The 21,854-nt window shown below is 34.6% G+C and carries 23 protein-coding genes and 1 pseudogene; 9 read left to right on the forward strand and 15 right to left on the reverse strand.

The features are described 5' to 3' along the window. Positions 1-58: 58 nt before the first annotated feature. From FYJ55_RS01880 to FYJ55_RS01895, 4 genes are all read right to left on the reverse strand, one after another. A complete protein-coding gene (locus FYJ55_RS01880; protein ID WP_154555391.1) occupies positions 59-586 on the reverse strand; it encodes a tRNA (mnm(5)s(2)U34)-methyltransferase in 528 nt (175 codons plus the stop codon). Then, positions 583-1,110 (reverse strand): macro domain-containing protein, encoded by a 528-nt coding sequence (locus tag FYJ55_RS01885; RefSeq protein WP_154555392.1) that lies wholly within the window; start codon positions 1,108-1,110, stop codon positions 583-585. Before FYJ55_RS01885 ends, FYJ55_RS01880 begins: the two co-directional genes overlap by 4 nt. Beyond that, the gene (rmuC, locus tag FYJ55_RS01890) at positions 1,107-1,988 is read right to left on the reverse strand and encodes a DNA recombination protein RmuC (protein WP_154555393.1); all 882 of its coding nucleotides are present in this window, start codon (positions 1,986-1,988) and stop codon (positions 1,107-1,109) included. The genes FYJ55_RS01885 and rmuC overlap by 4 nt, the downstream gene beginning before the upstream one ends. Positions 1,989-2,073: 85 nt before the next feature. Next, positions 2,074-2,823: a creatininase family protein gene (locus FYJ55_RS01895; protein ID WP_154555394.1), complete on the reverse strand. Its 750-nt coding sequence runs from the start codon at positions 2,821-2,823 to the stop codon at positions 2,074-2,076. A 56-nt stretch (positions 2,824-2,879) separates the two neighbouring features. On the opposite strand from FYJ55_RS01895, the gene FYJ55_RS01900 reads away from it, so the two are divergent. The 6 genes from FYJ55_RS01900 (at position 2,880) to FYJ55_RS01920 (ending at position 6,791) form a co-directional block, all read left to right on the forward strand. After that, positions 2,880-3,389, forward strand: a complete 510-nt coding sequence (locus tag FYJ55_RS01900) for a phosphatase PAP2 family protein (RefSeq protein WP_195836637.1) — start codon at positions 2,880-2,882, stop codon at positions 3,387-3,389. A 70-nt stretch (positions 3,390-3,459) separates the two neighbouring features. Next, positions 3,460-4,383: an alpha/beta fold hydrolase gene (locus tag FYJ55_RS01905; RefSeq protein WP_154555396.1), complete on the forward strand. Its 924-nt coding sequence runs from the start codon at positions 3,460-3,462 to the stop codon at positions 4,381-4,383. A gap of 44 nt (positions 4,384-4,427) precedes the next feature. Further along, entirely contained in the window at positions 4,428-4,619 is a 192-nt protein-coding gene (locus tag FYJ55_RS10910) for a hypothetical protein (RefSeq protein WP_229771030.1), read from the forward strand. 1 nt (position 4,620) lies between these two features. Beyond that, positions 4,621-4,905 carry a hypothetical protein gene (locus tag FYJ55_RS10915; protein WP_229771031.1) on the forward strand — a complete coding sequence of 95 codons (285 nt, stop codon included), beginning with the start codon at positions 4,621-4,623 and terminating at the stop codon, positions 4,903-4,905. A gap of 55 nt (positions 4,906-4,960) precedes the next feature. Further along, positions 4,961-5,965, forward strand: coding sequence for a DUF7309 domain-containing protein (locus FYJ55_RS01915; RefSeq protein WP_154555397.1), 1,005 nt, complete (start codon positions 4,961-4,963; stop codon positions 5,963-5,965). A 4-nt stretch (positions 5,966-5,969) separates the two neighbouring features. Then, a complete protein-coding gene (locus FYJ55_RS01920; RefSeq protein ID WP_154555398.1) occupies positions 5,970-6,791 on the forward strand; it encodes a hypothetical protein in 822 nt (273 codons plus the stop codon). A 73-nt stretch (positions 6,792-6,864) separates the two neighbouring features. Here the strand turns inward: FYJ55_RS01920 and FYJ55_RS11390 are convergent, their stop codons facing one another. Then, positions 6,865-8,550 carry an ammonium transporter gene (locus FYJ55_RS11390; RefSeq protein WP_154555399.1) on the reverse strand — a complete coding sequence of 562 codons (1,686 nt, stop codon included), beginning with the start codon at positions 8,548-8,550 and terminating at the stop codon, positions 6,865-6,867. A 114-nt stretch (positions 8,551-8,664) separates the two neighbouring features. Continuing rightward, on the reverse strand, positions 8,665-10,011 hold the full coding sequence (locus tag FYJ55_RS01930; RefSeq protein WP_154555400.1) for an MATE family efflux transporter: 1,347 nt from the start codon (positions 10,009-10,011) through the stop codon (positions 8,665-8,667). Positions 10,012-10,142: 131 nt separating this feature from the next. Between FYJ55_RS01930 and nrdI the strand changes: the two genes are divergently transcribed. Together nrdI and FYJ55_RS10930 are read left to right on the forward strand one after the other, a co-directional pair. Beyond that, positions 10,143-10,493 carry a class Ib ribonucleoside-diphosphate reductase assembly flavoprotein NrdI gene (gene nrdI, locus FYJ55_RS01935; protein ID WP_154555401.1) on the forward strand — a complete coding sequence of 117 codons (351 nt, stop codon included), beginning with the start codon at positions 10,143-10,145 and terminating at the stop codon, positions 10,491-10,493. Between the two features lie 2 nt (positions 10,494-10,495). After that, a pseudogene (locus FYJ55_RS10930) lies at positions 10,496-11,029 on the forward strand (DUF3793 family protein). A 152-nt stretch (positions 11,030-11,181) separates the two neighbouring features. On the opposite strand, the gene FYJ55_RS01950 reads toward FYJ55_RS10930, so the two are convergent. Then, on the reverse strand, positions 11,182-12,213 hold the full coding sequence (locus FYJ55_RS01950) for a M42 family metallopeptidase (RefSeq protein ID WP_154555404.1): 1,032 nt from the start codon (positions 12,211-12,213) through the stop codon (positions 11,182-11,184). Between the two features lie 43 nt (positions 12,214-12,256). On the opposite strand from FYJ55_RS01950, the gene yaaA reads away from it, so the two are divergent. Beyond that, entirely contained in the window at positions 12,257-12,967 is a 711-nt protein-coding gene (gene yaaA / locus FYJ55_RS01955; RefSeq protein ID WP_154555405.1) for a peroxide stress protein YaaA, read from the forward strand. Here the strand turns inward: yaaA and FYJ55_RS01960 are convergent. From FYJ55_RS01960 to ggt, 8 genes are read right to left on the reverse strand one after another with little or no spacing between them, the layout of a single operon-like run. Further along, positions 12,962-13,942 carry a Gfo/Idh/MocA family protein gene (locus tag FYJ55_RS01960; RefSeq protein WP_154555406.1) on the reverse strand — a complete coding sequence of 327 codons (981 nt, stop codon included), beginning with the start codon at positions 13,940-13,942 and terminating at the stop codon, positions 12,962-12,964. The genes yaaA and FYJ55_RS01960 overlap by 6 nt on opposite strands. Next, positions 13,939-15,354, reverse strand: a complete 1,416-nt coding sequence (locus tag FYJ55_RS01965) for a HAMP domain-containing sensor histidine kinase (RefSeq protein ID WP_154555407.1) — start codon at positions 15,352-15,354, stop codon at positions 13,939-13,941. The genes FYJ55_RS01960 and FYJ55_RS01965 overlap by 4 nt, the downstream gene beginning before the upstream one ends. Positions 15,355-15,414: 60 nt before the next feature. After that, positions 15,415-16,074, reverse strand: coding sequence for a response regulator transcription factor (locus tag FYJ55_RS01970; RefSeq protein WP_117570991.1), 660 nt, complete (start codon positions 16,072-16,074; stop codon positions 15,415-15,417). A gap of 15 nt (positions 16,075-16,089) precedes the next feature. Further along, a complete protein-coding gene (glmM, locus tag FYJ55_RS01975) occupies positions 16,090-17,424 on the reverse strand; it encodes a phosphoglucosamine mutase (RefSeq protein ID WP_154555408.1) in 1,335 nt (444 codons plus the stop codon). Further along, complete coding sequence (locus tag FYJ55_RS01980; protein ID WP_154555409.1) at positions 17,424-18,218, reverse strand: CdaR family protein; 795 nt, start codon at positions 18,216-18,218, stop codon at positions 17,424-17,426. The genes glmM and FYJ55_RS01980 overlap by 1 nt, the downstream gene beginning before the upstream one ends. After that, positions 18,202-19,140 carry a diadenylate cyclase CdaA gene (cdaA, locus tag FYJ55_RS01985; RefSeq protein WP_154555410.1) on the reverse strand — a complete coding sequence of 313 codons (939 nt, stop codon included), beginning with the start codon at positions 19,138-19,140 and terminating at the stop codon, positions 18,202-18,204. The genes FYJ55_RS01980 and cdaA overlap by 17 nt, the downstream gene beginning before the upstream one ends. 22 nt (positions 19,141-19,162) lie before the next feature. Next, entirely contained in the window at positions 19,163-19,930 is a 768-nt protein-coding gene (locus FYJ55_RS01990) for an HAD-IIB family hydrolase (protein ID WP_229771032.1), read from the reverse strand. Positions 19,931-19,977: 47 nt separating this feature from the next. Further along, positions 19,978-21,552 carry a gamma-glutamyltransferase gene (ggt, locus tag FYJ55_RS01995; protein ID WP_154555412.1) on the reverse strand — a complete coding sequence of 525 codons (1,575 nt, stop codon included), beginning with the start codon at positions 21,550-21,552 and terminating at the stop codon, positions 19,978-19,980. Positions 21,553-21,854 lie beyond the last annotated feature (302 nt).

A 21,854-nucleotide genomic window follows, 5' to 3' on the forward strand; every position in this document is an offset into this window, starting at 1 on the left:
ATTTCAAAATTCTCTATATGATTTTAACAGAAAAAGGTACCTATATACAGTACCTAAATCATCTTCTTTTCTCAATTAATAATAGATATGGACAATGATCCACCAATAAATTTTGTATTTTCTGTACCTGAATCGATGTTTGTGTTTTTAAAAACTCTTCCATACATTTAGCTTCTTCTTGTCCCGATTCATGTGGATACATCACAAGCGCCATTCTTCCTTTTACTTTTAAAAGTTTTAAAGCTTGTCTAACTGCACTTACACTTGAAGAAGATTGGGTTGTGATGCCATGATCACCATGAGGAAAATACCCAAAATTAAATATGATCGCATCCACTTCTTCATGAATATATTCTTCCATATGTTCATGTCCAACATTATAGAAACAAGTTTTTTGATCATCCAATTGTTCTTTTGTACTTTCAAAAACATCCCTTTGAATTTCGAAGCCATAGACTTTATGCACATTTTGCGACAAAAAGAAATATGTATCTTTTCCCTGTCCTAATGTCGCATCCACACATATTGCTTGTTTATGAAGAACTGGCTTTAAAAATTCATGGGATAAATCAACCATGGATTTCATCGTAGTCTTAATGCCTCTTTATATAACATATAATCTTCGGTTTTATCACACACAAAACATACATGAATAGCCTTTGTCTCAGGAAACTTGTTCATTAATCGTTTTACGGTTTGAATCGCAATTACACAAGCCTCATGATTTGGATATGCATTGACACCTGTAGAAATACATGGAAAGGCAATATTGATCGATTCCATATCATTTTTTCGCATATAATCATAAGCCAATGCCATACTATTCCAATAACATGCAGCCAAGTATTCATCTTCATTATGAGCGCCATCTATATAACGAGGGCCACACGTATGAATAACTGCTTTACATGGCAAATTAAATGATTCTGTCATCTTAGCTTTTCCGACTTCTAAACCATTTAAAGCCTGACAAGCCTTCATCATTTCACTTCCGGCCTGATAAAATATCTGTGCGCTCACTCCTTGCATTGGTAAAACTTGTTGATTGGTTGGATCAACAATCAAATCAAAATCCAATAATGATATATTTCCTTTTAATGTACTAATCATTTGTCTTCTCCCATCTTAGTCATTCGACTTGATAATTTTTGTGCAGAAATAGAAACCGCATGGAATTGTGTTGCCAAGGTTTCCAACGTTTTTTCTGCCTTGATACTTCTTTCTACAAGACGATTCGCATCCTCTTGCAGCAGCAAAATATTTCGTTCGATTTCTTCCATATGGCTTGTGCGATAAAAATCCTTTGTACTTGATAATAAAGTCATCACTTCCGCTACAAGTGTAGTTGGAGATACCAACATAACATGTTTTTGAAGGGCATATGTAAATAAATCATCACATTTAGCACAAACAAATTGATAAATTGCTTCACTAGGCACAAACAATAAAGCATAAGGCATAGTATCCATATTAATATATTTATTTGCTACATCATCAATATGTTTTTTCATATTCATCTTAAAAGGTCTTAGATATGTATCCATATCTTCCTGAAGATTCATATAATTTTCCATAGGAAACTTTGAATCAATACACAACACTTTATTCGTGTCTGGTAAATGAAAGGCACAATCCGCAATCTTTCCATTTGGCAAAGTATACTGCATCGAATAGATAGATGGATTTTGACCACAATATACACTTAGAAGCATATCCAATTGATATTCTCCCCAGTTTCCTCTAAGTTTTGTGTTTGTCATGACCATATTCATACGATATAAATACTCTTCCATTTGATTTAAGCTCACTTTTGAAGTAGCCTGATTCTTTTGAACATCCTGTACTTGTTTTAAAAGATATTCAAAATTCTTTTGTAGAATCAAAGAATCCGAATTCGAAGTTTCTACTTCTTTCGACTTATTTTGTATCAACAAAACAATCAAACATACAATCACAATACTTAACAATATTAAAATAATGATTTCCATTAAAACCTCCATACGAAAAGAAAAGAGACAAAAAATATTTGTCCCCCATTTGTACACTTATTATAGTTCAACTCGAAATGAATTACTACATCTTTTGAAATTCTTTCATATATTCCACAAGAAAATCAGCCGTTGTTTCCACCATTTCTTTACCCCATTCATACGTTGCATATTTAGGATGATCCTTGCCAAACCAGCCATTATCACTGCTTAAGCGATTGCTTCTAGGAACTGGAATATCCACGCCTTTAAAGTTCACGGTTTGTGCATTAGAAGCTGTTAATTGAGGTGTAAACTGATTTAAATTTGAATCTTCAATCTTATCCTTTTGAACTAGACTTTCATCCACATACAACATAGCTGCCGTTTCCTGACCTGCACCATGGCCTCCGGCCCATTCTGGATTGATTTTTCCAGCAATAGTCCACCAGTCAAAAATTGTACCCACAGCTCCCTTCTTATATAAATGACGACATACTTTACTTAATGCATGTGTGTTTCCTCCATGTCCATTTAAGAACACAAAATGTCGAGCACCACAATCATATAGTCGATCACTGATTCTTTTCATAACCATTTCTAATAAATCACTACCGATTGAAATTGTCCCCGTGTATTCAGTATGAAAATCGGCATCCCCATAAGGTAAGGTTGGGCAAATCAATACATCACTTTGTTTTTCAATTAGTTCTAAAATCTTATTAGGAATCATAGTATCTGTTCCTAATGGATTGTGGATTCCATGATTTTCGGTACTTCCCGTTGTAAGTATCACCATATCATGATCCTTAAAATATTCTTCGCAATCTTTCCAACTCATTCTTTCAAGTCGCATAACTTCACTTCCTAACTTTATATATGTATAATACTCCTATCGAAAGGAAAATTTCTATGGATATTCAAATTTTATTGTTTATACAAGAAAACATTCGCCACTATATACTCACACCCTTCTTCACTTTGATCACAAACGAATACTTTTTATATATACTTCTAGGAATCGTATTGATTTATATGTTTAAGAAAAATGAAGATACTAGAAGACTCGCAAAAGAAACAATTATTGCCTTTTTGATTTGTACCTTATTATTCGTTGTATTAAAACTCATATTCCGAAGACCAAGACCCTTTGATGCGTTCAGTCAATTGATCCCATTAGTGGATAAGCCATCTGATTATTCATTCCCATCTGGACACACCGCATCTGCCTTTATTTGTGCCTTTATGGTATATGATGGTCTTCCTAAGAAGTATAGTATTTTAGTTTTCATACTCGCAATCCTTGTTGCGTTTTCTAGACTCTATGTAGGCGTTCATTATCCAACGGATATTCTTGCAGGTATTGTGCTTGCGTACATTGTTTATAAATTTATGAAAAAAACTATGTCTACAAAAAAATAGTTTTTTTATGGGAGTATAATAAAAACAGATATAAAACGAGTTAACATTACGCAAAAAGGAGGATTATTGTATGTTACACGAAGTATCTTTTACATCTTATAATGAACGCGATCAAGTGCAAGCTTGGATTTATGTTCCAGCATGTAAGCCGAATGGAATCGTTCAATTAATTCATGGATTTGGTGAACACTCAAGACGCTATATCCATATGATTTCGGCTTTTCTAGATGCTGGTTATATTGTAGCCGCTGATGATCATGTAGGTCATGGAAAAACCGCAATGGTGAATAATGTCTGGGGTGACTGGGGAGATAAAGGATGTCACACCATGATGGAAGATGAGCACACATTAAAGAAAATTGTATGTGAGAAGTATCCAAATTTACCTTACTTCTTATTTGGTCACAGTATGGGTTCATTTATCACAAGAGATTTTATCGCAAAATACGGAAACGAATTAAATGGTGCAACAATTTGTGGTACAACAGGCATTTTCCGTGGTGCTAAAGACGTTAAAGAAAAATTGAAAGAAATCATTGATGCAGGCCACGGTGAAGAGTCTAATCCAAATATTGTAGGCTCACTTATGGGCTGGATGTGCGAACGTTGTGGTGAAGTTCAAATTGGAAATGAATGGATTTGCCATGATCCATATGTACAAAAGGACCATGCGCAAGATCCATTCGATGCCTTCACAAGACCTACTAGCAATCGTTCTATTTATGATTTTATCCAAATGATGCTTACAATTGAAGGAACTCAATGGGCCAAAAAAGTACCTAAAAAATTACCTATTTACAATATTGCTGGTGATCAAGATCCAGTTGGCGAATATGGTCTAGGAGTATGTCAAGTCAGTAACTGGCTTGTAGAAACTGGACATCATGTCACTACTAAATTATATTCTGGCTATCGTCATGAAATTCATAATTATCCAGAAATCAAAAATGAAGTTGAAGCCGGAATCATTGAATTTATGAATTCAAATTTATAAGGGTGTAATTCAATTTACACCCTTTTTCATTTAAGGAGCTAGCTATGTTTAAGACAATGCGAAGATTCAAACAAAAATTATCTAAAGAAAAATGGATAGAGATACTTACCGTTGAACCTCATGGCGTATTATCTTTAATCAATGATACGGGATATCCCTATGGTTTTCCTATCACACATTGGTATGATAAAAAAAACTGGACATATCCATTTTCATGGAGCAAAAGAAGGACATAAAATGGATTGTTTAAAACAATTTGATAAGGCAAGCTTTTGTGTCATGGATAAAAGTTTTAAAAAAGATGGTGAATGGGCCGTTCATTATCAGAGTGTGATTGTGTTTGGAAAAATCAAAATGGTAAATAATCCAGATAAAGTCAAAGAAATGTGTACGCAACTCTGTCCAAAATTTACCAATGATCAAAATTATATTGATCATGAATTAAAATATTCCGGACCTAGTGTACAATGTTTTGAACTCATCCCTGATTGTATATCTGGAAAAATCATTAAGGAATCTTAATTGAGTTTAGCATGGAGTAATGTTACTATTAATACAATAAAGTTGAGGAATTATTATGGCAACACCAGCAACATTAGAACAATGGAAAGAACTCTATGATTTAGCTATTGAAATCACAAAATTAAAGCCTTGGAACTCATATTGGGACATGGATTTAATTGCGGTAGAAACAAAGAAAAATGAAGAGCCAAACTTCGTATCCATTATGGGTAAAAGTGGAACATGCACAGGCATCAGTGTTTATCGAGGTTTGGAAGGTTATAGTGATTTTTGTCAAATCTGCAATGACGACTATAATGTACCTGCAACGTTTGTGATGTCCGATCAAAACTGCATTACTTGTTATTGGGGAAATCGTAATGAAATCGATGATGAAATGTATTCAATTATCAAACAATTAGGTCTTCGTTTTCGTGGCAATGGAAACTGGATTTATTTTAAAACTTTTGAAAAGAAAAGTTTTCCAAGCCTTCCAAACTATGGTGAAATCAAAATGTTGATTGAAACCTATAAAGGATTGATTGAAACATTAAAACATGAAGATTATCAAGAGTCCATCTTTGAAGGAGGAGATATTCTCTACACGCAAAAAGATGAGGATGGAAATTGGTTCTCTTATACTGTGCCCAGGCCTATGGAACCAGAACGTTATAATACGATTTTTGTCAATGATTCAAATCTAATTGATTATTTTAAAAATATAAAGGATGGAGATTCAGAACTTGCGATTGATATGGATTATATGATGGTTCCCACAAATGATGAAGGTTTTGAAAGGCCCATCAATCCATTAGCCTATATAGTATTTGATTTAAAAAATAACAAAATTTTACATTTTGATTTAATTCACCCAGATCAAGAAGATTATGAAGTCATTATGAATAATTTTTTAGGTGCCATCGAACATTTTGGTAAGCCTAAACATGTATATGCCAGAAATCCATATATTCTAAATTGGCTTGATTTTATTTGTGAGAAATTAGATATTCCTCTAGTTAAAGATAATTTGGAAGAAATTGATGATATTTTTAATATGTTAAAACATATGGATATGGAGTAATGAAATGAAAAAGGAACTACAAAAACAAATGGATTCCATGATGAATATGACAATGGAAGCCATCACAAACAACAAGAAATTAGAACCTGCATTAAATGAATTATTCAAATATGCACCCCAAGATGAAAAATATCAATTCATCTTACTTCATGAAATCGCCAATCAATATCTACATGAATTATTAGATATTGATTCTGAATTCCACGATTATTCTTTTGAAGAAGGTATAAAGATTTGTATAGAAGAAAAAACGGACTATTTAAAGGAAAGATTTCAAATTTGTACCATTCAGTTTCAATTGGACGACATCACAAGAACCATCACATTCCCTAAACGACTTCCATTAGCGGATATGACATATTTTGTGATGTCTAGTTTAGACATTGTATGCAGCTACGATTTCATGATCAATTGTGAAGGCATTGATTATTCTACTGAAGAAATGCAGATTTGTTCCATTGCCGATTTATGTTTAGAAAAGAATGATATGTTCTTACTATCCTTCTTCGATTCTGAAACAGACGAATTTTATCCTGTAACTGGAAAACTCATCAATGAAGAGCTGAATAAAAAAGAAATTGAATTAGAACGCATTCAAATTATTGAAACTCAAAATGAAGGACCTTGGGTAGAAGAAAACGAACACCGTACTTTAGAAGAACAAAATGATCAATTAGTTTCTGGATTCTTCTTTAATAAGATGTTCTATGAAAGACCCGATTTATTTGAAGAATTAGAAAATGGTAAGGACATCGAAGAATTACTTTTCCAAATGGTTGATGAAGAATTAAATGATGATGTTTTAGATACAGACTTATTAAACTAAAAAGGATCGATTTTTCGATCCTTTTCCTTTGGCTTGTAACGAATAAGAGAAAAGAGCAACAAGCCATGATATATTATTCTTCATATTTTAATGCATCTTTACCACGAGCTCCTGTTGAGATACGAACAACATCCGCAACATCGTAGACAAAGATTTTTCCATCCCCAATATTTCCAGTATACAATGCCTTTTTAGCTGCCTTAACAACATCTGCCACAGACACTTCACTCACAACAACTTCAACTTTTAATTTAGGAAGCAATTCCATATTTACTTTAGCGCCACGATAGTAGCTTGTTTGGCCCTTTTGCACACCACAACCAGATACTTTCGTAACAGTCATACCACCAATACCAATTTCATTCAATTCAGCCTTGATCTTATCAAATTTCTCAGCCTTAGTAATAATAACAACCTTTGAAATAGAACCATCACCATGAATAACTTTTGTAGGTACGGCATCATCCAATTCTACACTTGGAGTGTAACTAGAATCTTGAATTGTTTCTAAATAATCACCAGAAACATCGGCTTCTAAGGCAAAACCAGCATATGCACTTTGCAATCCATGTTCCATTTTATCAAGGCCCACAATTTCTTCATGTGCACTAACACGTAATCCAACAGTCTTTTTAATAATGTAGAAAGTAATAAACATAGTTACAGCAGTCCATGCACCAATTGCCAATAAACCTAATAATTGAACACCTAATAAATGGAATCCACCACCATAGAATAATCCTTGTGCTTCAGGCATTGTATCTGTACCACAAGCAAATAATCCAACACAGATTGTTCCTAATAAACCATTACCAAAGTGTACGGCAACAGCTCCTACTGGATCGTCTATTTTTAATTTATAATCCAACAACCATACAATGAAACAAACCATACATCCAGATAAGATGCCAATCACAAATGATCCAAATACGTTTACGGCATCACATCCCGCAGTAATCGCCACTAAACCTGCCAATGAACCATTTAAACACATCGCAACATCTGGTTTTCCATATTTAATCCAAGTAATCAACATAACTGTACATGTCGCAACGGCAGGTGCTACTGTAGTTGTCGCAAAGATTGTAGCTAACTGAATACCATTTGTAGCCGCTGCACCATTGAATCCATACCAGCCAAACCATAAGATGAAACATCCAAGTGCACCAATTGTTAAGCTGTGACCTGGAATTCCTCGTGGAGTTCCATCTTTATCAAACTTACCGATTCTTGGGCCTAACATCCATGCACCAATTAAAGCAGTTAAACCACCAACATAGTGAATGGCAGCACTTCCGGCAAAATCATGGAAGCCTAGGCTACTTAGCCAACCGCCACCCCATACCCAGTGTGCTTCAATTGGATATACAATTAAACTAATCACAAAACTATAGATACAATAAGAGATAAATTTTGTTCTTTCTGCCATAGCCCCAGAAACAATGGTAGCGGCTGTAGCACAGAACACTAAGTTGAATGTAAAACTTGACCAGTTTGTTCCGGCAAAATCTGTCAATGGACTTTCTCCCCATCCAACAAGTCCCATAAAATCTTGTCCCATCAATAGGCTATAACCAATAATCAAGAATGCGACAGTTCCTAAACAGAAATCCATTAAGTTTTTCATAATGATATTACCGGCATTCTTGGCTCTTGTAAATCCGGCTTCAACCATCGCAAATCCAGCCTGCATAAAGAATACAAATGCAGCTCCGATTAGGTACCATATTCCAAATACCTCTGTTAAAATCTTCTCCATAATATTCCCTCCCTTATACAAAAGAAAAAAGGCACATACAGCTCATGTATTTCATGAACTATAAGCACCTTTGCTTTATGTATGTACGTATTTTATTCTGCATGAAACGATTTGTCAATGTTTTTCTGAAACTTTTTGAAAATTTATTTCCATGTGATAATAACTAGGAACCAAGATTATAACAGCACCAATCCATGCCAACACTTCTACAGGATATAAGCCAGCTTTACCAAAATAGATAGGTAGAATCAAAGCTCCAGAGATCCGCATCAACAACTCAAATAAGCCAGATATCATAGGAATAAAGGCATTGGACAAGCCCTGTATAGTAGAACGATAGGCGTGTAACATATATAAAATTGGAAGCCAAGCGGTTAAACATCGTAAGAAATTCAACCCATATGTCATTGCTTCATGAGCACCTTCACTTGTTTTTGATATAAAACAAGATAAGAAGAATGGTCCAAAAATCCAAAGTATGATAGAAATCAAGATGGAAGTAGCCAAAGATAATAAAACAACTTTTTTCACACCACTCTTGATACGATCATAACGATGTGCTCCATAATTTTGTCCCGTATATGTAACCATGGCATAGCCATAAGAGACAGCTGAAATTTCAAGAACTCCATATAGCTTGTTCATAGCTGTAAATCCAGCAAGGAAATAAGTTCCATATCGATTTACGGCACTTGTTAATACCATACCACCAATCGAAATCAAGACATTTTGTAGTGCCATAGGAATTCCTAATCTAAATTGATTTTTATAGTATGTTACATCCTTACAAATTGATGTAGGCATATATTCTTTTAATTTTAATACATGATATAAGCAGAAGCAGCCAGCTAGAATTTGTGCAATAACTGTCGCAACACCAGCACCAATGATTCCCCACTCAAGGCCCATCACGAATAGTACATCTAAGCCTACGTTACAAATACTGGCAATAATCATGGCTTGTAGCGGTGTTTTAGAATTGCCAAAAGCACGTAAAATGCTGGCAAGCGCATTATAAAACATAGTCGCAAATAAACCGATATAAATAACGTGCGTATACGCTAGAGCTCGATCCATAATATCAGCTGGTGTTTTTAATAAAAACAAAATATTTGGTAAAAGCGGATAAATCACGGCTAATAAAACCACTGTTGATATAATCGCATTCACAACTAAAGTAGAAATACATTTTTGTACATTCCTCTTATCATGAGTACCAAACGCATGAGCTATCGGAATTGAAAAACCTTGGGCAAGCCCAGTCACGACTGCAATTCCCATCCATGTTAGCCAATCCGAACATCCTATAGCTGCTAACGCCTTCACACCAAGGTGTCTAGAAACAATGATAGTATCACAAACTGTATATAGCTGCTGAAATATATTTCCAAGCATTAAAGGTAGAGAAAACAAAAAAATCAACTTTAATTCATTTCCCTTCGTCATATCTTTTACTTGCATAAAACCTCTCCCATTAAACAAAAATAGTATATCATATTCAATAAATTTCTTAAAAAAGTTATTTACAACTAACTATTATAGAGTTATACTAATGACAGTTAGCTATTTCTAACTATTAAGGAGGTATAATCATGAAATATGCATTCGCAAGTCGTACTGGTAATGTGGAAGAAATTATCAGTTCATTAGGTATTGATGCATTACGCATCAATGATGGATCTGAAAGCATCGATGAACCATACATCTTATTTACTTATACAGATGGCTATGGAGATGTACCTGCTGAAGTCGAAAACTTTTTGATGGCCAATGGCACATTGATTCAAGGTGTTGTCTGCTCCGGAGATCCAAATTATGGTGACGCATATTGTCAGGCAGCTGATAAAATCAGTGAAGATTATGGTTGTGAAATTCTATATAAAGTAGAAAATTCTGGTACACCTGAAGATATTGAAAACATCAAAAAAGCGATTGGAGCTTAATTATGCCAAAACAACGTTTTGAATCATTATTGGCCAATTATTGTGCACCTGCACTAAAGCAATATAAATATGCCAATATGTTTCACCTTCCAAAAGACGATGATAGTATTCGATCATTCATTAAACAATACAATCAACAATTCAATTCAAAAGGGATCTTCTTTATCCTCATAGAACAAGAAACTCAATACACCATTTATGTATACAATTCCAAACTTAAAGACTATATTTCCTCAAATGCAGTTCAAAATTTTCTAAAATCCTATCAATAGCCAAATACTTTTGAACTGTGTATACAAGAACTCAAAAAAAGACTTAATACAAAAAACTTTCCTCATGAAATAGGTGTATTTCTTGGTTATCCCTTAGATGATGTAATTGGATTTATTGAACACAAGCCCTATTACTTAGTCGGAGATTGGAAGGTCTATCAAAACGTGAATGAGGCTAAAAAACAATTTGATTTATTTAAACAAACAAAAGAAAAAATGTTGAATCAAATCCATAATGGATATGAATTATGTGAAATTCTTTAACAAATATTTATTTTTTCTTCTTTCATCGACCATCTATCGTTTTTTGGTCTATGAATACGTTTGAAAATCATTTAGAATGTATATGGTTGAACAAATCCATTTCACATTTTAGTTCAACCAAAAAAGAGGTATCGCAAAGATATCTCTTTTTTCTACTCACTTAATACGTAAGCCAATGTTAGACGTGCACAATCCTCAATAGCTTGAATACTCGTTCTTTCATAGCCATGCGAATTCATACAACCAACCCCAAATACAGCAGGCATAATATTGTTTCCAGCACGAATCGCCGCTGTAGCATCTGAGCCAAAACGATAATATGTATCTACACAATAGTTAATATTGTTCGCTTTTGCCAAATTGATGATTTTAGTTGTTAATCCCCAATCATAAGGAGAATAGTTATCGCTAGCCCCAATGGAAACTTTCTTTTCAGAACCATGATTATCCGGTCCAATCAAGCCAATATCCAAAGCTACATATTCACTCACTTCACTAGGAACATAAGCTCCTCCATGGCCAATCTCTTCATAAATAGGAAACGCAAATAAAGTATCATAAGCAGGTTTTAGATTCTCTTCTTTCAATTGACGCAATACATCAATCACGGCTGCAACCATAGCCTTATCATCAATATGACGTGATTTAATAAAGCCAGATTCTGTACGTCTAAAACGTGGTTCTACACTAATCAAATCCCCATGTTCAATTCCTAGATCATATACATCTTTAGCACAACTAACATCTTCATCCAATAAAATAGCTTCATTAAATTTATCACGTTCACGACTTCTCGCATCATCAAATACATGTGTAGAGTGCGACTTACAAATCACCATACCCTCATATGTTTTTCCACTACGCGTATGAATGTACACATTCTCTCCTTCCACATTATGAAAGTTGACTCCGCCCAAGTTTTTTACTTCGATCCATCCATTATCCATCACATGACGAACCTGCATACCAATCGTATCTAAGTGAGCTCCTACACATACAATCTTACTAGAATCTTTACCTGGTACACGAACATAGGCAGTTCGTTTATTATCAAACTCAAGTTCATAACCAAACTTTCCAACCATCTCCGCTAATTTTTTGTGAATTTCAGGATAGAACCCTACCACACTCGGTGTATTGATCAATTCCTCTAAATTCTTTAACATTTCTTCGGTTTTCACCATAATATTCACTTCCTTTTCTTGACACCTATTATACAATATTATTATGAAAATAATTATCTCACCCGCTAAGAAAATGAAAATGATCGATGATATCAACATAGAGTGTACAACACCCATGTTCTTATCCAAGACAACTGAACTTTTAAATCATATTCAAAGTTTAGAGTATTCAGAATTAAAATCTTATTTAAAATGTTCAGACACAATTGCCCAGACTACATATGATCAATTCCATAACATGAGTCTAAATAAAGATACAACACCAGCCATACTAAGCTATTCTGGCATACAATATCAATATATGGCACCCCATGTATTTACAGATGATCAAATCAAATATATTCAAGAACATCTTTACATTCTTTCTGGATTTTATGGTCTTTTAAAACCACTGGATGCGATCACACCCTATCGTTTAGAAATGCAGACAAAATGCCCATTCTCTTTGTATGATTTTTGGAAAGACGATCTTGCCAATCAAATAGATGAACCCATTTTAAATCTGGCAAGTGAAGAATATGCCAAAACCATTCGAAAATATAAACCATTGATTGATGTTCGTTTTGTCGAAGAAAACGGAAAAGAAAAAGGTGTTTATGCCAAGATGGCAAGAGGAGCCATGGTTCGCTTTCTTGCCGAAAATCAGATTGAAAACATCAATGATATTACTCACTTTTCAGATTTAGGATACACTTATGATGTGAGTCAAAGTACTGAAAAAAATTATATTTTCAAAAAAAAGCTATCATCATGATAGCTTTTCTAATAGTTCTACAACCATTTGGGTTTGTTCCTTATACATTGTATAAGCTTCTTCATCCTTATTTAGAATGATATCCATAAAGTCCTGACACTCATACAACATGTGATTTGGTTGTTCAATACTGATTTTTTCTTTTGTGTCCGCTGCCTTTTTGCCAATCTGATCTTTTTTCGGCATATCAAAATAAACGTCTTTACATACACCACTGCTCGCACCAGAGACAATGATTGTACCTTGATCCCCTTGTACATATACTGCATAAGGGCTTGAACAATCTTTAGCACCTGTACAAGTTGCGATAAAATCGGGATACTGCATAATTATAACTCCACTTGTATCGATGCCGTTGTATCCAACATTTTTAAAATAATGAACCTCACTCGGATTACCAAACATTCCCGTCACAAAATGTAAATTATATACATTGATATCCATTAAAGCTCCACCATTGAAGGCTGGATCAAAGGCATTTGTTTGAACGTGATCTTTATACTTTTGATACTTCGATGAATATTGTGAGAAATTACACTGAACCATCTTGATGTCTCCGCAATTCGACAAATTTTCTTTAATAATTTTATAATTTGGCAAATGTACATTTGTGATGGCTTCAAAAATATAGACACCCTTTTTTTCAGCTATTTCAAATAGTTCATTACACTCTTTTAAAGTTGGCGTAAATGGTTTTTCATTAATAACATGCTTTTTATGTTCCAACGCCATTTTTGATTGTGAATAATGTAAAGAGTTTGGACTTGCCACATAAACAATATCCACATTTTCATCATTCAACATTTCTTCCATATCCGTGTAATACTTTTGAGCCCCATGTTTTTCGGCAAATTCTTTAGCCCGCTTCTTTGTTCTAGAATATACACAATATAAATTGTATCGACCATCTAAACGCATAGCTTCAATCATGCGCTCTACTATAACACCAGAGCCAATCGTTGCGACATTCATCATGCTTTTTCTCCTTTATTTTTTACCCAGTTATTTTCTTTTTTCTTCTTTTGTTTTTTTGTTTTACGATAAATGATAAAGCGAACTCCATCCTCGCTGTTTTCACCTTTCACAATATAGTGGTTGGCCTTACAAACCTTAGAAACAATGGATAATCCTAGTCCGAAACGTCCACCTTCGCCTTTTTCATAAGGTCTAAATAAAGATTGAATGCGATCTTCAGGCATCTTTGGACCATCATTACTAATACACAACCAGTCTTCTCTTACTTCAATCTTAATGTAAGATTTCGCATAACGGAATGCATTTTCCATAATGTTTTCAATGGCTACACGCCACGCTTCAATCAAACCATCAAAGAAGACTTCTTCTACATCTGTAATCACTTGAATTTCAGGGCGAATCACGGCTGCATTTAATACAACCTGTTCCACAACATCCTTCATATTTGTGACTACACCCTCAGCATCACTAGCAACCAAGTATTCAACACGATTCATATATAATAAAGAATGTACTTTATTTTCTAATCTCTGTGCATTATCTAAGATGACATCAACACTGCTTTCCAAAGTTCCATAAGGATAGATACCATCTTTAATAGATTCAGCATACGATTTAATTGTCGCAATCGGCGTTTTTAAATCATGCGAAATATTATGAATCATATCTTCTTTGGCTTTATCCTGCTTTTTCAATTCATCATTCATCTTCACAATCGCGGTCGCCATTTCACCAATTTCATCATCACGATTTAAATGAAGTTCTACTTCTTTTCCATCTTTAATTTGTTCTATATAATTTCGAATTAAATTCAAAGGATGAATAATAGAGAATACCCACATTAAAATAATCAGGAATACAATCATAAACGCAATCACAATAACGTATACCGTAGAATCAATCAATGAATCTCTAAACTGTGTCGCGTACGTATCATCCATAAAACTCGCCAAAATTATACCGTCATGACAATAGATCAAACGATAATAATACTTCGAATTTGCGACCGTAATCGTTCCCTGTAGTGCTTCTTCATTTTCAGAATTCATTTGTTCGGATTGATCTAATAAATATTCATATACTTTATGATTCACTGGTTTTCTTTTGGAACTCTGATTTGAGAACACATTCATTTTACCATCTTGAATAATACAGTTTGTTTGAACACTGTCACTCGCTAAGAAAGCATAAATGTCATCTATACTATCTGTTTGTTTCGAATCCACTAATCCAACGATCGGTGTTTGTCGATTTAAGATCAGTTCGTACATTTGTTTAGTAATGGTTCGATCAATATTATCGCTGACAAACACAAAGAAAAACATGATAAAAAACATCAAAACTGTCAAAATAATTGTTAAAATTTGTCGCGTTAATGACATTTTTTGAAAATAAAAGGAAGGTCCCTTCATAAAATATCACCTCATCATAAACATTTTACCATAAGAAAAAGAAAAGGGGATACATTTGTATCACCCTAAACGATATCCATATCCATAGATTGTATGAATGTTTAAATTTGGAAGTTTTTTACGCAAACGACGCAAAGTATCATCTACGACACGATCACTACCAAAGTAGTTTTCATCCCAAACATTTTCAAGAATTTTATCACGTGAGAAAGCAATTCCTTTGTTTTTAATAAACATCATCAACAAGTCAAATTCCTTTGTCGTTAATTCAATTTCTACATTGTCCGCATAGATTTTTCGTTGTTCTTCATCCAATTCATATCCATCAATACTAATGCGATTATTATCATCACGATAAGCACGCTTAATGATATTGTTGACTCTTAATACTAATTCTTTTGGTGAAAATGGTTTTGTGATATAGTCATCGCAACCTTTCTCTAATCCAATGATACGGTCAAATTCTTTATCACGTGCAGACATAAAGATAACTGGTGTTTCCGGTCCTTGAAGACGAATTTCTTCTATCAAGTCAAAACCAGATTTATCATCCAACATAATATCTAAGATCCACAAATGCACATCATCATCCGCAACATGTGCACTTGCCTCTTCGTATGTATAGTAAGAATGAACCTCATATCCTTCTTTTCGTAAGTATTGGGCAACTAGATTATTGATATCCTTCTCGTCTTCAACAATACTAATGACTCTTTTCATTGGGCCACCCTCTTTCTAAAAATTATTTTCTTCTAAGAAATCTGTAACACGCTTAACATATTGAGCACATAACTCATCTGTTTTCGCTTCCACCATGACACGAATCAATGGTTCTGTTCCACTTGGACGAACTAAGATTCGTCCTTCATTTCCTAAATCATTCGCAACGGCATCTACAACTTCTTGTAGTTCTTTACTTTCTAGACATGCATTCTTATCTTTTACAGTCACATTCTTTAATAACTGTGGATAAATAAACAATCCTTCACTCAATTCCTTCAATGATTTTCCTGTAGCTTTCATGATTTCTAGAATCTTTAAAGCCGTCATTAAACCATCACCCGTTACTTCATGTTCTAAGAAAATGATATGTCCACTTTGTTCTCCACCAACCCAGTAGTCATTCTTCTGCATTTCTTCAAATACATACTTATCTCCTACTGCCGTTTGAATATAATCAATCTTATTGGCATCTAAAGCCTTATATAAACCTAGGTTTGCCATAACCGTTGTGACAACCATATTCTTATTTAAATGATTGATTGATTTCATATAGCGAGAACAAATATATAAGATGTAGTCTCCATCGCAAAGCTTTCCATCTGAATCCACCATGATCAAACGATCGGCATCGCCATCAAATGCCAAACCAATATCATAGTCCCCTTCACGCATCATTCTTTGTAGTCCTTCAGGATGTGTAGATCCACACTTATTGTTGATGTTGATTCCATTTGGCGAATTGTTGATGGCATCCACTGTAGCACCTAAAGAATCCAATGTTTCAACCGCAGTACTTGTCGCAGACCCATTTGCCAAGTCACAAAGAATCTTCATGCCAGATAAGTCTACAGGAACACATTCTTTTAACCAGCTCATATAGATTTCGAGTCCATCTTCCCATTCAAAATATTCTCCAATGTGATCTCCAGTCACTAGATCTAAATCGGTTAAACCATCCATATATTTTTCAACTTCAAGAAGAAGTTCTTCCTCCATCTTCTCTCCATTGTGGTTAAAACACTTGATTCCATTATCATAATATGGATTGTGACTTGCACTTACCATGATTCCACAATCAAAGCGTTCTTTACGAACCAAATAAGAAATAGCCGGAGTTGGACATACACCTAATAAATAGACTTGAGCCCCCATGCTTGTAGCACCTGCCGCAAGACCTAATTCAAACATGTCTCCACTAAGTCTTGTGTCTTTACCAATCAAGATTTTCGCATGTTTTTCTTTTCCATAATACCAACCTAAATATTGTCCAATCTTAATAGACATATCTAGAGTTAAACCCTCATTTGCCTTACCACGAACTCCATCTGTTCCAAAATACTTACCCATTACTCTGAATCCTCCTTGTCTGATGATGTATTTTTAGCTAATTTCACACTTGCATGTACTGTCTCTGGTGATAGTGTAACATTTACTCGATTCCCCTTCGCATCATAAGCCGCCAACGCTGCATTAGCCTCAAAATCTTGAATTTGACCTGTACAGTCAATCAACGCCTTCACAATTCGAATTGAATTCAATTGATTCTGGCTTGCCGTAATCTTAACTGTCATCACATCTATTGTAGGTGTTTCAAAATCAGTTACCTTTTGGTTTGATCCCACCAACAATTCTGGTTGGATTGTGAATGATTTTGTAACTTTTTTAGAAAGTGTAACATCAATCGTAGCAGGATCTACAACAGCTTCAATTTTTTCTGGCAAATTCTTTACCTTTAAATTGATGATATTTTCACCTTCCGAATATTTTTTCAAGTCAGCTACGACTTGCACACTACCCTTTGAACGGAATACCTGAATACTTGTCGCATCTCCAGTTAATGAAACATCTACTGTACTTGGCACACCAGCCACATCATATTTATCCGTATCTGCTTGTACTTCAACAGCTACATTTCTAAGATCCACAGTTGTTCTTGTATCGTTGAACAATTTTAAACTAATATCTTCATAGTTTACCACAACACAAATCATGATGGATAAAACCAAAGAAATAATTACAGATCCTTTTTTATCAAATAATACACGGTCTACGAGTTTACTAACTTTTTGAAATATCAAAGTCAGTAAACCACGCAACTCATTAAACCATACAGAAGGGCTCTTCTTATTTGGAGATTCCATGTTGACTGCCCTCCTTTTTCTGTTCATATAAATTCACAATTTCAATTGCCTTCACACGCTCATCCTTATTTGCGTCCTCAGTCTGCTTTTTAGCACGTTTCCCCATGGACTTGGCCTGAGACAACATGGGAACAAGAATTGAAGACGGATTTTGACTTGATTCTGTCACTAACATATTTGTTAGATAACGCTGTAAACCTTCTGGTGGATATTGCGTTAACTGGCCATTGACCGCAACTGAAATATTTCCTGTTTCTTCACTCACAATAATTGTGATTGAGTCTGTAATTTCACTAATACCAACAGCCGCTCTATGTCTTGCTCCATACTTACTAGGAAGATCCTTTGTGGTTGGAGGAAAATAAGCGGCTGCACACGCTATTTTATTCCCCTGAATAATAACGGCACCATCATGCATTGGTGTTCCATACTGAAATATTGTTCCTAATAATTCAGTTGAAACTTCTGAATCCATCACAATTCCTGTACGAATAAAATCGGACAAGCTCTGTGTTCTTTCGATAGAAATCAAGGCTCCTGTCTTTGATTTTGACATTTCTGTACATGCCTCTACCAATTCATTGATCATTTGTTGAATTTGTGAAACGGAGACATCCGTTGTTAAGATGGCTGTTGTTTTACCAACTTTCTCCAACATACCACGAATTTCAGGTTGGAAAACAACCAAAATAACGACAACTCCCCAATTCAAGAACATTTCAATCAAATAATTTAAAGCATTTAAGCCTAGCCATACAGCAAAAGCCTTAATTAAAACAATAATCAATACACCCTTCACAAGTTGGATCGTACGTGAATTATTACGCACAATTCTTAGTCCAGAATATATCAATCCCCATACTACTAAAATATCCAATAATAATCGAATTAGGAATGTAATATCAGATAAGCTGAAACTCATCTAAAATACCCCCTTATTTTATTTATAAATTTTTTGAAATTAAATCACTTACTGAATCATACTCAACTTGAGCATGTGCTTTTACATCTTCATCTGCATACGACATAACTGAACCATGCACACCAAATTCAATCAACGGAATATCATTATGCCCATCACCAATTGTATATACATCTTCTTCTTTGATATCCGCATATTCAATCAAGAAATCTAAACCTGTCGCTTTAGAAATCCCCTTTGGTACAATATCAACAACGAAATTATTTGGATAAGCAACAACTTGTTCATAATACAAATCGTTGATTTTACTTGCCACTTCTAAAGCTGAATCTGTATCTTCCATTGATAATACGATCTGCGCAAAATGTGTCATATCCAACAATTCGGCTTCCGTAACATCTGGTTTTAAATTTGGATAACGATGATCCACTGCATTTGGCTGCAATACAATACGATGACGGTGAATTCCATCGTTTACAACATAACTAATCACAGTGTCTATTTTTTTTACATTATGTAAAATGTCTAAACAAACATCAAAATTCAAATAATTCGACAACAAGACATCTCCATTTTCACCAAAAACCATACCACCATTATTTGTGATCAAATAATCACATGGTAAATTAAATAATTTGATTTGCGCATCAATCGATTCTTTAGAACGACCCGTCACAATCACAAATTTGTTCCCCTTATTTTTCCATTCTTCAATCGATTTTAAATCTTCTGGCATTACATCCTGTGCATAACGCAATGTACCATCATAATCTGTAGCTAAAAGCTTCATGTGTAGTTCCTCAACTTTTCTATTTATCATAATTTTATCACATACATTTAATAACAAGCAATATTGCTATCCGTCCTTGATTCACATCCTGCAACATAGACACCATTTTCTAATCGAATAATGACTTGTCCACGCCCAAACATTGATAATTCGGACTCTATTTCAATTTCATGACCACGTTTCTTTAATTCAGTAATTATATTCTCATCAAAGCCTGGCTCAACAATAAATTTCATATTCTCTATCCACTGAAATCGTTTGGCATCTAAAGCCATCTGTGGATTTAAATGAAAATCAATCATGTTTGTGACAACTTGCATATGTCCCTGTGGCTGCATATAACCTCCCATTACACCAAAAGGCCCTACGGGTTTATCATCTTTTGTCAAAAAACCAGGAATAATTGTATGATACGTCTTTTTATGAGGCATCAAGTAATTCACGTGAGATGGCTCTAAACTAAAATCATATCCACGATTTTGTAAGGAAACTCCATCTACGACAATGCCACTACCAAATCCCATATAGTTTGATTGAATATATGAAACCATATTGCCATCTTTATCTGCCGTGCACAAATAGACTGTACCAGATCCATGCGGCTTATCTACCCTTGGTGGCAAAGCCGAATGACCAATTTGACTCGCTCTTTGTTTACCATAATCAACACTTATCAAATCATCCACTGACATATTCATACATTTAGGATCTGTAACATATTCTTTGGCATCCGCAAAAGCCATTTTTAAAGCTTCCATCTGCGTATGAATACAATCGACATCTCTATCTTTAAATTGAAAATTATTTAAAACATTCAAAGCCATTAAAGCCACAATGCCCTGTCCATTAGGAGGTAATTCCCACACTTGATAGCCATGATAATCTACATGAATTGGATTGACCCATTCAACCTTGTGATCTTCTAAATCTTGTTTTCGTAAGAATCCACCAAATCTTTTAGATTCTTCATCAATACGATCTGCCAACTCTCCATAATACAAAGCATCTGTATTTGTATCAGCAATCTTTTCTAGTGCATCCGCAAGTTTTGGCATGCAAATCATCTGTCCTGGTTCAGGTGTTTTTCCATCAAAAGTAAAAGTATCATGCCAGCTCTTAAACTCCTCACTATTTGGAATCGCATTTAATGCTTTTTTCCACATACGAGCAATCTCTGCACTGACTGGATATCCATTTCTTGCATAATCAATGGCAGGTTCTAATAACTTTTTAAACGGCAAAGAACCAAATCTTTCACTTAAAGCTTTCCAACCCTTGACTGCACCAGGCACCGTAACTGGAATCCATCCTCGTTTTGGAATTTCATCCACTTTATCAGCCGAAATCGCATATGGAGAATGGCCTGAACTATTCATACCATACATCTTATCTTTCATCCATACAATCGCAAATCCATCGGATCCAAGCCCATTTGAACATGGTTCTACAACCGTCAAACAAGCTGCCGTCGCAATGGCCGCGTCTACGGCATTTCCGCCCTGCATAAGCATTCTTAAGCCAGCTTGTGTAGCTAAATTATTTCCTGTGCAGACAACTCCGTTTCGTGCAATCACATTCGTTCTTTTGGATACGAATGGATTATCATAATAGTTAATTTCCATATCTTCATCACCGAGACAATTATACAAAAATTAGAGCAGACATTCCATCTGCTCTGATTTATTTATTCACTTTTTTTAAACCGGATAACTTTTCTACCTTATCCAATTTTTTTATCATCCACATTATGATTTTATTCTATTCATTTTCCTAAAGCATTTTCTCAAGCATGACCATATATGAGTATCTTTAAGTTCCATGATCTAGATTGGATGATATCCTTAACATTTCAAGTACTCTATCCTTTTTGTGATTATTCACTCGATAAAAACCCTTTATCTAAATCCTATTTCCTTTTCTTGTT

This window comes from Holdemanella porci (assembly GCF_009696075.1).
In the GTDB taxonomy this organism is placed as follows: Bacteria; Bacillota_I; Bacilli_A; order Erysipelotrichales; family Erysipelotrichaceae; genus Holdemanella; species Holdemanella porci.

Coding starts and splice junctions, on each gene's coding strand:
- ggt (WP_154555412.1), bottom strand. CDS start 21,552: ATGGAAATTAACTATTATGATAATCCATTCGTATCCAAAAGAACGAAT.
- FYJ55_RS11390 (WP_154555399.1), bottom strand. CDS start 8,550: ATGGAGAAGATTTTAACAGAGGTATTTGGAATATGGTACCTAATCGGA.
- FYJ55_RS01970 (WP_117570991.1), bottom strand. CDS start 16,074: ATGAAAAGAGTCATTAGTATTGTTGAAGACGAGAAGGATATCAATAAT.
- FYJ55_RS01920 (WP_154555398.1), top strand. CDS start 5,970: ATGAAAAAGGAACTACAAAAACAAATGGATTCCATGATGAATATGACA.
- FYJ55_RS01960 (WP_154555406.1), bottom strand. CDS start 13,942: ATGATGAATGTCGCAACGATTGGCTCTGGTGTTATAGTAGAGCGCATG.
- FYJ55_RS01880 (WP_154555391.1), bottom strand. CDS start 586: ATGAAATCCATGGTTGATTTATCCCATGAATTTTTAAAGCCAGTTCTT.
- FYJ55_RS01905 (WP_154555396.1), top strand. CDS start 3,460: ATGTTACACGAAGTATCTTTTACATCTTATAATGAACGCGATCAAGTG.
- yaaA (WP_154555405.1), top strand. CDS start 12,257: ATGAAAATAATTATCTCACCCGCTAAGAAAATGAAAATGATCGATGAT.
- FYJ55_RS01885 (WP_154555392.1), bottom strand. CDS start 1,110: ATGATTAGTACATTAAAAGGAAATATATCATTATTGGATTTTGATTTG.
- FYJ55_RS01950 (WP_154555404.1), bottom strand. CDS start 12,213: ATGGTGAAAACCGAAGAAATGTTAAAGAATTTAGAGGAATTGATCAAT.
- FYJ55_RS01990 (WP_229771032.1), bottom strand. CDS start 19,930: ATGAAGCTTTTAGCTACAGATTATGATGGTACATTGCGTTATGCACAG.
- FYJ55_RS01915 (WP_154555397.1), top strand. CDS start 4,961: ATGGCAACACCAGCAACATTAGAACAATGGAAAGAACTCTATGATTTA.
- FYJ55_RS01965 (WP_154555407.1), bottom strand. CDS start 15,354: ATGAAGGGACCTTCCTTTTATTTTCAAAAAATGTCATTAACGCGACAA.
- FYJ55_RS10910 (WP_229771030.1), top strand. CDS start 4,428: ATGTTTAAGACAATGCGAAGATTCAAACAAAAATTATCTAAAGAAAAA.
- FYJ55_RS01980 (WP_154555409.1), bottom strand. CDS start 18,218: ATGGAATCTCCAAATAAGAAGAGCCCTTCTGTATGGTTTAATGAGTTG.
- cdaA (WP_154555410.1), bottom strand. CDS start 19,140: ATGAGTTTCAGCTTATCTGATATTACATTCCTAATTCGATTATTATTG.
- FYJ55_RS01900 (WP_195836637.1), top strand. CDS start 2,880: ATGGATATTCAAATTTTATTGTTTATACAAGAAAACATTCGCCACTAT.
- nrdI (WP_154555401.1), top strand. CDS start 10,143: ATGAAATATGCATTCGCAAGTCGTACTGGTAATGTGGAAGAAATTATC.
- FYJ55_RS01930 (WP_154555400.1), bottom strand. CDS start 10,011: ATGCAAGTAAAAGATATGACGAAGGGAAATGAATTAAAGTTGATTTTT.
- FYJ55_RS10915 (WP_229771031.1), top strand. CDS start 4,621: ATGGATTGTTTAAAACAATTTGATAAGGCAAGCTTTTGTGTCATGGAT.
- FYJ55_RS01895 (WP_154555394.1), bottom strand. CDS start 2,823: ATGCGACTTGAAAGAATGAGTTGGAAAGATTGCGAAGAATATTTTAAG.
- glmM (WP_154555408.1), bottom strand. CDS start 17,424: ATGGGTAAGTATTTTGGAACAGATGGAGTTCGTGGTAAGGCAAATGAG.
- rmuC (WP_154555393.1), bottom strand. CDS start 1,988: ATGGAAATCATTATTTTAATATTGTTAAGTATTGTGATTGTATGTTTG.